This is a genomic window from Vibrio sp. 10N.222.55.B11 (assembly GCF_041473705.1).
GTDB classification, from domain to species: Bacteria; Pseudomonadota; Gammaproteobacteria; order Enterobacterales; family Vibrionaceae; genus Vibrio; species Vibrio crassostreae_C.
Map to the genome: position 1 here is coordinate 1 of NZ_JBFRST010000036.1, position 14,690 is coordinate 14,690.

The window sequence follows — 14,690 nt, forward strand, 5'->3', positions numbered from 1 at the left end:
GACAGAAGTAATTATATGAAATATAAAAATGAATGAATCATAAATAAAGTTCAAGAATGAACTCAATATTTCACTGAGAGGTGTCAAATGAACAGCACACTTTTTCTTACAGGCTTCGGCGTGTACGTATGTTTTCTAATTTGGTTAGGCTGGTTTGTCTCGCGTAATCAAAAATCTGGCGAAGATTTCTTATTAGGCGGCCGTGGCCTGCCATTATTCTTAGTACTTGGTACAACGGTTGCGACTATGGTCGGCACGGGTTCAAGTATGGGCGCGGTTGGCTTCGGCTACGCAAATGGCTGGGCAGGTGCTCTGTACGGAATTGGCGGTGCTGTCGGCATCCTATTGCTTGCACTTTGGTTTGCTCCGGTTCGTAAACTGAACTTCATGACCATGAGTGAAGAGCTGGCTTATTACGTTGGCGCTAACCGAATCGTAAAAAACGTGGTTGGCCTACTTATCTTTATCGCGTCAATCGGTTGGTTAGGTGCGCACATTCTAGGTGGCGGCATGTACCTAGCGTGGATTGCAGACATCGACCTTAACCTTGCGAAAATTATTATTGCTGCAGCTTTCACTATCTACGTTGTTATCGGTGGTTACACAGCAGTTGTATGGACCGATACGATTCAAGCAATCATCCTTTTTGCTGGCTTCATCCTAATGGCGGTAATGTCTGTTGATCACATTGGTGGCATGGATAACCTTTACGCTGCGATGGACCCTGCTGCTACAAGCTTTTTAGCAATCGATAAACTGGGCATTCTGCCTGCTGTTTCTCTGGCTGTGGTTATCGGTGTGGGCGTACTTGCAACACCTTCATTCCGTCAGCGTATCTACTCTGGTAAAGATGTTTCAACTATCCGTCGCTCATTTGTCGCTTCTGGTGTGTTGTACCTTTTCTTCTCTATTATTCCAGCAATCATTGGTATGGCTGCGCACGCAATCGACCCATCATTGGATAACCCGAACTACTCGTTCCCATACGTAGCTGCAACGGTTCTTCCAGTTGGCGTAGGCATGATTGTTCTTATCGCAGGTCTATCTGCAACCATGTCGAGTGCAAGCTCAGATGCGATTGCCGGTGTATCTATCCTACTGCGTGACGTGTACGTGATGTTCACAGGCCGCGTACCAAACAAAGAATCAATGTTGAACTACTCTCGTCTAGCTTTGGTTGTGGTGATTGGCTTCGCACTACTGTTCGCACTGACGTCAAACGACATCATTGGCTACATCACTAAGATGATTTCAACGGTTATGTCGGGCATGTTTGTGTGCGGTATGTTGGGTAAATTCTGGAAACGCTACAACTGGCAAGGTGCGCTTGCAACACTAGCGGGTGCTTCTGTAGCTTCATTCGTAGTAATGTTAAACGCTGACTACACAGCCTTCTGGGGCAACCCAGTTATCCCATCATGTCTGTTTGCTCTAACGGCAGGTGTGGTTGTGAGCCTAGTGACTCCGGCTAACCAAGTAACACCTGAAATGGCAAAAGCGATTCTTGATGACGAGCGTGCTCTGATGGAGATGGAAATGTCTGAGACTGGCGTACTTGAAGAAGAAGCGGCACCTCAACGTCCTGCAAATCAAACAAGCTAAACCTAGTCTCCACAACTGGTTTGCTTAATTCAGGCCCTGCTTAACGGTAGGGCCTTTTCTAAAGTCAATTATCTTTATTTTTAGGAGCGGCTATGTCGGCATCTTCTCTGTTCAATATTGCTTTCTTCGGCGAATGTATGGTCGAAATCAGCGGCTCTCCATTAACCAAAAAGTTTGGCGGTGACACACTTAATACCGCACTTTACCTTTCTCGCTTAACTCAACATCAAAACCTCTCTGTGCACTATGCGACAGGGCTTGGCAGTGATGAGCTGTCTCAAAATATGATTGATAGCTGGCAACTAGAAGGCATTCAAACCAATTTCGTCGAACGCATTGCGAACAAGCTTCCTGGACTCTACATGGTTGAAACCGACGAGACAGGCGAGCGACACTTTCATTACTGGCGCAACGACGCGGCAGTCAAATCTTACTTTCAAGCTAGTGATCTGAATAAGCTTGAAATCGCCCTGACCGAGAAACAAGTCGATGCGGTTTACATCAGCGGTATCAGTATCGCGATTTTAGATGACGCCTATCGTGAGCGCTTATTCAAAGCTATTAGCGTGTTCTCAAATCAAGGCGGCAAGCTGATTTTTGATAACAACTATCGCCCGCAACTTTGGACGACTGAACAAGCTCAGCATTGGTACGCCAAGTTACTACCATTGGTCGACATTGCACTGATTACCGAAGACGACGACCTGCTGGTTTGGGGCAATGGCGAGAGCGTTCAACAACGCTGCCTTCGCTTAGGCTGCCAAGAGATCGTCATCAAACGTGGCTGTGAGCCATGCAAGATTGTTCAAGTTGAACAAGGCGATGTTGTTGAGAGTTATGTATCCGCGACTCGTGTTTCTAACGTGGTCGACACCTGCGCAGCAGGTGACTCCTTCGCTGCGGGTTATCTGGCGGCGCGTCTTACAGGTGAGAGCACCAATGATGCAGCTGAACTGGGTCACCAACTGGCTTCTACCGTTATTCAATACTCAGGCGCGATCATCCCGGTAAGCGCTATGAATCACTTAATTAAAAAATAGAAAAACAAAGCGAATTTATTATGTCTCAAGAAATGATCAACACACTTAAGCAGTTCAAAGTTATCCCTGTTATTCAAATCAACAAGGTGGAACATGCGATTCCACTAGCAAAAGTGTTAGTAGAAAACGGCCTGCCAGTCGCAGAAGTGACGTTCCGTACCGAAGCGGCAGCGGATTCGATTCGTGCGATGCGTGATGCCTACCCAGAGATGTGTATCGGTGCTGGTACAGTATTAACGCCAGCGCAGATCGACCTTGCGAAAGAGGCGGGCAGCGAATTCATCGTAGCACCGGGCCTGAATCCAAACACCGTAAAACGCTGCCAAGAGATCGGCATGCCAATCGTTCCGGGCGTAAACAACCCAAGCCAAGTAGAGCAAGCGCTAGAGCTTGGTCTTAACTTCTTGAAGTTCTTCCCTGCAGAAGCGTCTGGCGGCATCAACATGGTGAAATCTTTACTCGCACCTTACGTTGATGTGTCGCTAATGCCTACTGGTGGTATCGGCAAACACAACGTTAATGACTATCTAGCTGTGGATCGCGTGGTGTGCTGTGGCGGTACTTGGATGGTATCTCCGAAGATGATCGAGAACGAACAGTGGGACGAGATCGCGGAGTTAGTCCGAGAAGCGGTCGCTCTTGTGAACTAACGAGAAGCGTTTGGAATAAAGATAAGTGTTTTAAATAAAGATAAACAACAGCAGTGGTTGATGGTTCTGTTTTGTGAATTGCCTCCGATAAACAAAACAGAACGCCCGTTATATAGGAAAACTAATAATGAAAAAAACTATATTGTCTCTATTGATTTCAAGTTCAGTAGTGTCCCCAATGGCGTTAGCAATGGCTCCGAATACCGATCTAAATTTAATGCCGTATCCACAAACAGTCGAGCTGCAAGCTGGGCAAGTTAAGGTCGACGGTAACTTCAAGGTTTACATCAAAGGCTTTAACTCTGATCGCGTTGAATACACCGCGAAACGTTTTATCGATCGCCTAGAGCGCCAAACTGGCGTGCCGATTCTAAACTGGCAGGTTGATAGCGCAGACGAAGCGAACCTGATCATTGATATCGACGCGGCGCCAAAGTCTGAAGTACAGAACATCGACTCTGTAGAGTCTTACAAAATTACGACTCAGGGTGAGCAAATCACGCTGAGCGCACCAAGCCCATATGGCGCTATTCACGGCATCGAAACCCTTTTACAGCTCGTTGAAACCACAGCAACTGGCTACCATATTCCTGCCGTAACCATTGTTGATGAGCCCCGCTTTCGTTGGCGTGGAGTCTCTTACGATACCTCGCGTCACTTCATTGAATTTGATGTGTTGATTCGTCAGCTAGATGCGATGGCTTCTGCGAAAATGAACGTGTTCCATTGGCACTTCTGGGACGATCAAGGTATCCGCATTCAAACGGAATCTTGGCCGCGTCTATGGTCAGAAACCACTGATGGTGATTACTACACCAAAGACCAAGTTCGTTACTTAGTTGAGTACGCTCGTAATCTTGGTATTCGTGTTATTCCAGAAGTTTCACTGCCGGGACACTCTTCTGCTGTGGCGCACGCTTACCCACGCTTGATGTCGGGTGGTGAAGGTCAAAGCTACGAACAAGAACGTGGCTGGGGTGTATTTGAGCCATTGATGGACCCACTTAACCCAGAGCTCTATGAAATGCTGGGCGACGTGTTTGATGAAGTGACAGAACTGTTCCCAGACGAGTACTTCCACATTGGTGGCGATGAGCCGAACTATGCGCAATGGAAAAACAGCGAAAAGCACCAACAGTTCATCGAAGAGAACAATATCGATGGTGAGCGCGGCTTACAGTCTTACCTCAACGTAAAAGTTGAAAAGATGCTGGAAGAGCGTGGCAAGAAGATGACGGGTTGGGATGAGATTTGGCATAAAGATCTGCCAACTTCTATCGTGATTCAAAGCTGGCAAGGACACGACAGTATCGGTCGTGCGGCGAAAGAGGGCTACCCAGGTATTCTGTCTACGGGTTACTACCTAGACCAACCTCAGCCAACCAGTTACCACTATCGCAATGATCCAATTCCAAGTGGCATCACGGTTGACGATAAGCTGCACAGTGGTGAGAAGTTTGTGACTTACCAATGGCAAAAGCCTCGCTCTAAAGGCAGCCCACGTAAGGGAACACTGACTATCATTGAAGCAAAAGACGGCACGTTCCGCGCATTCAGTGATTACAACGGTAAGTCTCGTGAAGAGATCTACATCCTTGATTATGTGCCGGGTAAAACCTTTGTCGGCCACTTCGATAACTTCATGTCGTATACCGAATTCAACCTGAACTTGAATCCAAATGGGTTTGCGGAAGGCAGCTATCAGTTAATTGGTAACGTGCGCTGGCCAACCACAGGCGAAGTGATTGCGAGCAGCTATGTAGAAGGCAGCGTGATCCCTGAGCCAAACGGAGGCTACCCCGCGGAGCTAACCGACAAAGAAAAAGAGCTGATTTTAGGCGGCGAGATCACCATGTGGCTAGAAAACAAAGACAGCCTCACGGTCGAAAACTACCTATGGCCTCGCAGTTATGCAATTGCAGAACGTTTCTGGTCGGATGCAGAACTGACAGACGAACGCAGTATGTATAAGCGCATGAAAGCGATGGATACATGGTCGGAAGTATCGGTAGGGCTACGTCATCACGCAGATGCTGATATGCTGTTGAAGCGCATTGCCAAAGGCCAAGATATTCACGACCTGCGCGTGCTAGCGAAATACACCGAGCCGGCTCAATACTATGCTCGCAACTGGGAAAAGTGGAACTCCACTGAACCTAAGGGCACCTTGTACAGCCAATACGAGCGCCTAAATCGCTTCGTGGATGCTTTGCCAGTAGAAAGCTACGCGGTGTATGAGATGCAAGACTTGGTCAATGAAGTGGCGACAGGCAATCAGCAGGCGCTAGAGCAACTTGCAGAGCATTATCAGCAAGCAAAATCAGCTGCACTAGCGGCGGAAACTGTCTTCGCTGGTAACGTGTCTTCGGTAGAGACTGTGGTGGTTGCAGAGAAAACCGTTGAAGTTGCAGATTTAGCATTAACTTTGATTGCTAAAGCGCAAGCTGGCGAGAAGGTAAGAGAAGCTGACGTGAATGCCTACCAAGCGATACTGTTTGATTCAGCGAAAATCTACGATGAATCGATCATCGCGATTGTGCGCCCAACAGAACTGTTGTTGAAGCAGTTAGCTGAGTAAGTCGTTAACGGATTAGTGAATAAGTCACACGCCAATAAGTGAATCAAAACCGCCCTCTGTGGGCGGTTTTTTAGTTCTAGCGCTTCAATAGAATGTGGAGTTCAAGGTCTGTGTAAGTAACTACTCACTATCGCTATTGTTTAGTGTTAACGTAAATGTCATGCCTTGGTCTGAATTGTTCTTCGCTATCAAGGTGCCTTGCATATCGCGCACGTTGTTCGCTGTGATAGCCAACCCGAGCCCCAAGCCTTCGCCCATCTTTTTGTTGGTATGAAATGGTTCGAAAATGGTTTCGAGTTGATCTTCAGACACACCACAACCGTTATCTTGAACCTTGATGATCACGCGTTGTTGCTCGGTATGAGCGCTGATCACAATGGTTGCTGGTTTCTGATTCTGCGTGGCATCGACAGCGTTTCTAAGCAGGTTACCAAGCACTTGACGAAGTCGCGCCTCTTCTCCCATTACCATCGAAATATTGGAAGCGACACGCACGCGAATATCGACGTTTTCGAGATCGGCTTGGTGAATGCGTAGGGTTTCTTGCAGTGCGTCTGTCAGTGAAACTGGGTAAGGCTTTTCAAGTCTTTGGAAGGCGAACGACTTCAATTGGCTGGTCATGTTAGCCATTCTGTCGATCAGGCTCATGACTAAGTCCATGTTCGCTTTCAACATCTTGGTCTCGCCTCTTTCCATCAATAGCTGGTTACTTGAAAGTAGCGTTTTTAGGCCAGTAAGCGGCTGATTGAGTTCATGAGTAATCGCACTCGACATCCGCCCTAGTGCAGCCAGTTTGCTAGATTCGACAAGTTCTTGCTGTGCATCTTTTAGGTCTTGCGTTCGCTCTTCTACTCGCAGTTGCAGCGTTTTATTGGCGTTTTGCACCGCAATTTCGGCTTTCTTACGTTTGCTGATATCGATTACGGTACACAGGTAGTAAGTCGTCGCATGCCAAGGAAAGGCGCTAATAGAGAATAAAACAGGGAAGTAGCTGCCATCGCTGCGTCTTGCCATGGTTTCGACGCTAGTTATCTCGGCCAGCTCTTGATGCTGCTCTAAGTTTTTGAGCAGTTGCAAGGTGGTTGAATTCGGGTTACCTGCCTCAAATAACTGCCACGCCTTGATGTTATTGATCATTGAATCAGATAGTGAAAAGTAGTTCTTCGCCATCAGGTTGATATCGTGAATGCGTCCGTGTTTATCGATCAGTATTAACCCAACATGGGTTTTATTGATCATCCCAGACAGTCGTTTCTCAGACTCTTCGATAAGCTTTTGGATTCTCAGATTGCTGAGCTTTTTCTGGCGTCTTTGGTAAAGAATAACCAACAGTAACAGAATGAAAAGACAGCCAACCGCCACACTCCAGCTGATCCAGTTCGTGGTCTGGTTGAGGCTGGTTAATGGCGTTAGGTAGGTTAAACGCCAATTCAGATCGTCTAACTTGATGGACTGAATTAGGTAATCTTTATCTTGCAATCGCCACACGCGAATATGGGTTTGGTCATACAGCTCACGTTTTGTCGCTGTGGGCTGAGAATTGAAGGTGTCATTGAACCAATCGGCACTCAACCTGTTGTCACTGGAGAGAAAGAACTGATCGCGAGGGTTCTGAAACAGTATCGCCTCACCATCGGCAAACCATTGATCGGTTAACAATGACAAATCGATTTGCACCGCGACAATGCCAACCACATCAGAGGCTCGATATACGGGTGCCGCTATGAAGTAATCGGGTGTCACGCCTTTGTTTTTTGTCACCACTGAAATCGCACCACCTTGTTGGTGGATCTTCGAAACAATTGTACTGGCGTTCTTATTGCTCAGTTTGCTTCTTTCAACACTCGATACCAACAAGTCCCCTTCGCCAGAAAGCAGATACCAGCCCTTGGTGTTGGCGGCTTTATCCAATTGAATCAGCTGCTTCTTAATGCGTTTTTCTAGGCGGGCTTCACCATCAATGAAGCGCACACTGGTTTCATCATTGGTTACTAGGTAGGGCAGATAATAGAAACGCTTAAGGGTTCGCCTTGCTTCGGCAATGTAGCCAAGGAAGCGCTGTTCGGCATAGCGTTGGGCTTGTTCAAGCTTCCACTGGCTGATGCCATTCTTGGTGGTGACCTGCACCAAACCAATCAATAAACAGGTACACAGGAATAACCAATATCGATTGTTATTCATCATTTCTGATCAAATCCCTTTAAAATTAGTGGCTTGCCTCTTTGAACTAGTGGTTTGACAAGGTTTTATGTTTGCTTTTTAAGCGAATGGAGAGTGAGACAAATCGAAGCTAACAAACATTATTAAACTGTTAAAGGAGTGTTATTCAAAGTGGGAGCTAGCTCCTTTCCGTCTGAGGTTTTTTTACATACCGTGGACGATATTAATCAGATGTAGAGTGGCGGAACCAAACTATGCAGCGTATTGCTTTAATTGAAGATGACGCGATTGTGCGTCAAGCAACCAGCCAATGGTTGCAGCTGGCGGGCTTCGATGTCACCGCATTTGAAGTAGGACAAGATGCGTTAAACGCCGTAGAGCAGGGTGATTTTCAAACCATTATCACCGATGTTCGTTTACCTGATATTGATGGTGTTGATCTGCTAGGGCGTTTCAAAGGTCTTGTGCCAGATGTGCCTGTTATTTTGATTACTGGGCATGGTGATGTCGATATGGCGGTGAAAGCCTTACAGCAAGGTGCCTATGACTTCATTGAGAAGCCATTCGACCCAGAGCGTCTGTCTCAAACGGTATCGGAAGCGGTAGATAAACATCAAAGTGGCCAAGACAGAAACAGTCGTCAGAACTATCTGGATAACCTTAAGGGCATTGAACAGGTGCTGATCGGTCGCAGTAAAGTGATGTGTGAACTGCGCGAGCAAATCCAGAAAGTCGCTTCCATAGACACCAACGTGATCATCTATGGTGAAACGGGTTGTGGTAAAGAGCTGGTCGCCTCTTGCTTACATGAATTCAGCCAACGTAAAACCCATCCGTTTGTTCCGCTCAACTGTGGCGCAATCCCAGAAAATCTCTTTGAAAGCGAGCTGTTTGGACACGAAGCCGGAGCGTTTACTGGTGCGGCCAAACGACGCATTGGTAAGCTGGAATTTGCCGACAAAGGCACAGTGTTCCTTGATGAAATAGAGAGTATGCCGCTGTCGATGCAGGTAAAAGTGCTGCGCACCTTGCAAGATAATGTCGTCGAACGCGTGGGGGGGAATCAGCAACAACATGTTGATCTACGAGTGGTCTCTGCCTCGAAAAGCGATCTACTGAATCACCCCGACTTTCGCCAAGATCTATTCTATCGTTTGAATGTTGCCCAGCTGCATTTGCCTCCACTCAGTGAGCGTGAAGAAGATGCCTTACTTTTGTTTGAACACTTCACCCAAGAAGCCAATTCCGAAACACGTATAGCCAGTGAGGCTGATCGCTATGCACTGCTCTCGTATGCGTGGCCGGGCAATGTGCGTGAACTGCGTAATGTTGCGATTCGTTTTGCATTGGATGAAAGCTTGACCGTTGGGGATATTTTGGCGTGTCGTCCCAATTCTGTCACAGAGTCCACAACGGCGGGCATCCCTTTGGCGGTTCAAGTACAGAGCTTTGAAAGGAAAGTGATTCATGATGCCTTAGTTCGTTATAAAGGGCGTATCAATGACGTGATGCAAGATTTGGATTTACCTCGTCGAACATTGAACCAAAAGATGGTGCGTTATGGGTTAAATCGAAGTGACTATGTTGACCCTTAGAGAGCGGCTTCATCGCAGTGCTTGTTGATTTTTAATGAGCAATAAATGGCTCATTGCATATTTATCAATTTACATACATTGATCACACAACTGCAACATGGTGTGACTTGCTTCCCGATCTACAGGTGTTAATTCCGGTAGCCGATAAGCAAAAAATGGCTTACTTAATAACAGGGGAATAAGCAAAAAACGGCTTATTTTGAATAGGTTTTAAAATAAAAGTAAATTAAAACAAATAGTTAAAAACTGGCATTACGCTTGCTACCTATTGTTGTTAACAAAAATATAACGTGAATAACCCTACATGGAGAGTAACAATGAAATACAACAAGCTGGTTAAAACTTTAGCGCTAGCAATGGCTTCTCTTGGCCTTATCAGTAATGCGTCAGCTGAAGAAGATCGCAGCTATATTTTAGCGACGGCTTCAACGGGTGGTACCTATTATCCAGTGGGTGTGGCCTTAGCGACATTGAGTAAAGTTAAGCTTGCGCCTAAGCAGCATTTTTCTTTAGCGGCTATCAGCTCTGCGGGCTCGGGTGAGAACGTAAAGTTGTTGAACGAGAACGAAGCTCAGTTCGCAATTCTACAAGGTTTGTACGGTGCTTGGGCTTGGCAGGGTTTGGGGCCATATGAGAAATCTGGCAGACAAACTCAACTGCGTTCAGTTTCCATGTTATGGCAAAACGTAGAACACTTTATTGTGCGTTCAGATCTAGCAAAAACAGGTACGGTAAGCGATCTAGAGAACCTAAACGGTAAGAAATTCTCTATCGGTAAGAAGAACTCAGGCACTGAAAACTCAGGTCGTCAAATCATGCAAGGCTTATCCGTGGACCCAGAACAATTTAAACTCGCCTTTATGGGTTATGGTGGCAGTGCGAGCGCATTACAAAATGGCACAATTGATGGTATGAACACGCCTGCTGGTGTTCCTGTTGGTGCGGTGACGCAAGCCTTTGCAGCACTGGGTGAAGATATTCAAATCTTGTCGTTTACCGATGCACAAATCAAACAAGCGAATGGTGATTACAATATTTGGACCAAGTATGAGATCCCAGCAAACACTTATCCAGGTGTCGATAAACCAATTACTACGATTGCCCAACCTAACTTCCTAGCGGTTCGTGAAGACATTTCTGAAGAAGATGTGTATCAACTGACCAAAGCTATCTATGAAAACCTACCTTTCCTACAAGGTATCCACAAAGCAACCAAAGCAATGGCACTTGAGAAAGGGATCGCAGGCCTTCCTGTTCCGCTTCACCCAGGTGCTGCTCGTTACTATAAAGAAGTGGGTATAGAAATCCCTTCTGAGTTGATCGTTAACTAGCTTATCTTTTGTCAGGTAACTATTGGTTCGTGAGCTAATGATTTGTCGCGAACTAGCTGTTTGTCATCAACTAACCCCTTCGTGACTTAATTGCTTGGTGCACGTTCGCTCAAGAATGTGTTCGTGCACCTCCTCACTTTATGGATTTTCTCTTCGTGTTTGCTGCGGAGAGCAGGAGTTTTCTATGAGCGATTCGCTGCAGCAGGAACTGAAAAAATTCGAATTGCCTACCCGAACAGATTTCCCTTGGGTAGGCAAAGCAATAACGACAATGGGAGTGCTCCTCTCGTTGTTACACATTTGGTTTAACACCTTATCTACCTTGCCTGAACTTTGGATCTCGGCGACCCACTTCGCTGGCTTTGCGATCATTTGTGCACTCTGGTATCCCGCTCATATCTCGCTGAAAAATAGCAAGATAGCGCTGGCTGTCGACATCGGAATTGCCTTGGCGGCTCTGGCTTGTCTTATCTACATCCCCTTTGCAGAAGATGCGTTGTATGACCGAGGCGTAAAATTTATCGCCAGTGATTGGTTTTTCTCTATCTTGGCGATTGCCATCGTCATCGAGCTGATTAGACGCACTATGGGCTGGTTCATTCCAGTGCTTATCTTAGTGTGTTTAAGCTATGTAGTGCTTTGGGGACAATGGACCAGCGGTATTTTTCATTTTCCGGGTTTAAGCCTTGAGACGTTACTTTATCGAAGCTTTTATTCATCAGAAGGGATGTTTGGTTCGATCTCAAGAATCAGTTGGACCTTCGTGTTCATGTTCATCTTATTTGGCGCATTTTTAGTTCGATCTGGTGTCGGCGACTACATTATTGATGTATCCCGTGCCGCGGCGGGCAAAGTGATTGGTGGCCCTGGTTTCATTGCCGTTATTGGCTCCGGCTTGATGGGCTCAGTCTCCGGGTCGAGCGTAGCAAACACAGTATCGACGGGCGTGATCAGTATTCCCTTGATGCAAAAGGCAGGTTTCCCTTCGCGCTTCGCGGCAGGTGTTGAAGCGGCTGCATCTACTGGCGGGCAGTTGATGCCACCTGTGATGGGTGCGGGCGCGTTCATCATGGCCTCTTACACGCAAATTCCTTATGTCGATATTATTGCGGTTTCCTTCGTTCCTGCGCTTATCTACTTTTTGTCTGTGGCATTCTTCGTGCGCATCGAAGCAAAACGCAGTGGTGTGCAAAAGGTGACTTCTGGCTGTGAGCCTCTATTGAAAGTATTGCTGTCGGGTTGGCACAACCTGATCCCATTAGCGGTGTTAGTGACTCTGTTGGTGAAGGGCTTTACGCCGACTTACGCTGCGGGCATCTCGATTCTGTCTGTCGTGGTGGCTTCATGGTTCTCTAAAAATCACAAAATGGGTCCAAAGGCGATCATCGAAGCGCTTTCTCAAGGCGCAAAAAACATGGCGACCACGGCTGTGTTGCTAGTGGGCATTGGTCTGGTGATCAACGTGATCAGCACGACTGGTATTGGTAACACCTTCTCGTTGATGATCAATAGCTGGGCGAACGGCGATTTGTTGGTGATGATCGCCTTAATTGCACTGGCGTCTTTGATTCTGGGCATGGGGTTACCAGTAACCGCGGCTTATATCGTGTTGGGTACTCTGTCTGCACCAGCTTTGTATAAACTGATTGCTGAAAGTCAGTTGCTCGACCTGTTGGTTTCGGGACAGTTACCGGAACAGGCGAAAGCTATCTTCATGTTGGCTGCTCCAGATAAGCTTGATTTGCTGAACGCGCCAATGGCACTTGAAACAGCCAAAGAGATGATTGCGTTAGTCCCTGCTGATTTTGTGGAAACTCTGCTTGAACAGAGCCTTGGCTTAGAAGCGATCAGCCTTGCACTGCTTTCTGCCCACTTGATCATTTTCTGGCTATCGCAAGACAGCAACGTGACTCCGCCTGTTTGTTTAACTGCATTTGCGGCTGCAACCATTGCTAAAACACCCCCGATGAGAACGGGATTAATGGCATGGAAGATAGCCAAAGGCTTGTATTTAGTACCATTGTTGATTGCCTACACTAACTTGGTAAGTTGGGATGTGATCTCCGTGTTAGTCACGGGTGGCTTTGCTGTTATTGGTACTTACGCGTTTATCGCGGCGATTGAAGGTTATCTAGAGAGCGAAGTTAATATTATTACTCGAGTAGCGTTGGTTGCGGTAGGTATAGCTCTAGTATGGCCTGATGTTTCAGTCGTGATCCGTTTGGTATGTGTTGCCATTTTTGTTGGCATCTTTATCTACAGCGGTCGTAAATACGATGCTAATCAAGTGAAAATGGAATCAGAAAGTGAGGAAAAAAAGTTACCTCAAACCGGGTCTAACACTGTCGCGTCTTCCCTATAATTAAAAGGATTGAATGTAGGAATATTATGAACTCAATATACGACTATATTATCGTTGGTGGCGGCATTGTTGGCGTGTCGACGGCTTGGCAATTACAGCAAGCTCACCCTGATAAAAGTATCCTTTTAGTCGAGAAGGAACGTGGTTTCGCGCAGCACCAAACTGGCCATAATAGCGGGGTGATTCATGCTGGTGTTTACTACGATCCGGGCAGTTTAAAGGCGGATTTTTGTAAACGCGGCGTAGAGCGCACCATCGCCTTTTATAGCCAACACGATATCCCCGTCGAAAACTGCGGTAAGTTGTTGGTCGCGACCAATGAGCAAGAAGTGGAGCGAATGAATGCGCTCTATCAGCGTTGCCACGATAACGATATTGATGTTGATTTGTTGGATCAAGCTCAGCTCAAACTTGCCGAGCCAAATATCACGGGTTTGGGTGCGATTTATGTCAAAACCACCAGTATCGTCGACTACAAAAAAGTCACCGAAGTGATGGCTCAAGAGTTTGTTGAGGCGGGTGGTAAGCTTAGCCTTGGTACGGAAGTGATCATGGCCGATGAGCAAGAAGATGAAGTGCAGTTAACGTGCAAAGTAGATGGTCAGACTCTTCAACTGAACAGTCGATTCTTGATCACGTGTTCTGGCTTGATGGCCGATAGAATGACCAAGATGTTAGACATCGAAACCGACTTCCAAATCGTGCCTTATCGCGGTGAGTATTATCAGTTAGACGCTAAGCACAACCAAGTGGTGAATCATCTTATCTATCCGATCCCTGACCCAGAATTGCCTTTCTTGGGCGTGCATTTAACACGCATGATTGATGGCTCCGTAACAGTAGGGCCAAATGCAGTTCAAGGCTGGAAGCGAGAAGGTTATGGCAAGCTTAACTTTAGCTTCAAGGACACTTGGCAGATGCTGAGCTTTGTGGGTTTTTGGAAAGTGACTGCGAATCACTTGAAAACGGGTTTGGTCGAGTTTAAGAACTCGTGGTGGAAACCGGGATATCTAAAGCTAGTGAACAAATACTGCCCGAGTATTACGGTTGATGATTTTAAGCCTTATCCTGCTGGGATTCGTGCTCAAGCGGTACTGAAGGATGGCACCTTGGTCCATGATTTCCTGTTTGCCGAAAGCCCAAGAAGCTTACATGTATGTAACGCGCCATCACCGGCTGCGACCTCTGCAATGCCGATTGGTGAGTACATCTGTGGCAAGGTAATGAAAAAGACGGCTTGATGATAACTAAAGGTTATTAAGTTGAGATGCTCTCCGAAGACAATAAAAAATCCGCAAGCTCTAATCTATTTATGATCGTGGGCTTGCGGATTTTTAGTTTTAGCCGTGTTTGCTAGGTTTAATTGTTAGTC

The 14,690-nt window shown here is 46.6% G+C and carries 9 protein-coding genes; 8 read left to right on the top strand and 1 reads right to left on the bottom strand.

Going from position 1 to position 14,690, the window contains the following annotated elements; genetic code table 11:
• The first annotated feature begins 87 nt into the window (after positions 1–87).
• The 4 genes from AB4503_RS12450 to AB4503_RS12465 all read left to right on the top strand — a co-directional run bounded on the left by AB4503_RS12450 (position 88) and on the right by AB4503_RS12465 (position 5,870).
• The gene (locus AB4503_RS12450; protein ID WP_048660497.1) at positions 88–1,602 is read left to right on the top strand and encodes a sodium:solute symporter family protein; all 1,515 of its coding nucleotides are present in this window, start codon (positions 88–90) and stop codon (positions 1,600–1,602) included.
• Positions 1,603–1,694: 92 nt separating this feature from the next.
• Entirely contained in the window at positions 1,695–2,642 is a 948-nt protein-coding gene (locus AB4503_RS12455; RefSeq protein WP_017065168.1) for a sugar kinase, read from the top strand.
• Between the two features lie 20 nt (positions 2,643–2,662).
• On the top strand, positions 2,663–3,292 hold the full coding sequence (locus AB4503_RS12460; protein ID WP_017070148.1) for a bifunctional 4-hydroxy-2-oxoglutarate aldolase/2-dehydro-3-deoxy-phosphogluconate aldolase: 630 nt from the start codon (positions 2,663–2,665) through the stop codon (positions 3,290–3,292).
• A gap of 127 nt (positions 3,293–3,419) precedes the next feature.
• Positions 3,420–5,870 (top strand): family 20 glycosylhydrolase, encoded by a 2,451-nt coding sequence (locus AB4503_RS12465; RefSeq protein ID WP_372114879.1) that lies wholly within the window; start codon positions 3,420–3,422, stop codon positions 5,868–5,870.
• 120 nt (positions 5,871–5,990) lie between these two features.
• Here the strand turns inward: AB4503_RS12465 and AB4503_RS12470 are convergent, their stop codons facing one another.
• Entirely contained in the window at positions 5,991–8,054 is a 2,064-nt protein-coding gene (locus tag AB4503_RS12470) for an ATP-binding protein (protein ID WP_372114881.1), read from the bottom strand.
• 230 nt (positions 8,055–8,284) lie between these two features.
• Here AB4503_RS12470 and AB4503_RS12475 point away from each other — a divergent pair, with 230 nt between their 5' ends.
• The 4 genes from AB4503_RS12475 (at position 8,285) to lhgO (ending at position 14,559) form a co-directional block, all read left to right on the top strand.
• The gene (locus tag AB4503_RS12475) at positions 8,285–9,625 is read left to right on the top strand and encodes a sigma-54 dependent transcriptional regulator (protein ID WP_102321268.1); all 1,341 of its coding nucleotides are present in this window, start codon (positions 8,285–8,287) and stop codon (positions 9,623–9,625) included.
• A gap of 317 nt (positions 9,626–9,942) precedes the next feature.
• Complete coding sequence (locus AB4503_RS12480) at positions 9,943–10,956, top strand: TAXI family TRAP transporter solute-binding subunit (protein ID WP_171732688.1); 1,014 nt, start codon at positions 9,943–9,945, stop codon at positions 10,954–10,956.
• 184 nt (positions 10,957–11,140) lie between these two features.
• Entirely contained in the window at positions 11,141–13,318 is a 2,178-nt protein-coding gene (locus tag AB4503_RS12485) for a TRAP transporter permease (RefSeq protein ID WP_017061065.1), read from the top strand.
• Between the two features lie 26 nt (positions 13,319–13,344).
• Complete coding sequence (gene lhgO / locus AB4503_RS12490) at positions 13,345–14,559, top strand: L-2-hydroxyglutarate oxidase (protein WP_372114884.1); 1,215 nt, start codon at positions 13,345–13,347, stop codon at positions 14,557–14,559.
• Positions 14,560–14,690 lie beyond the last annotated feature (131 nt).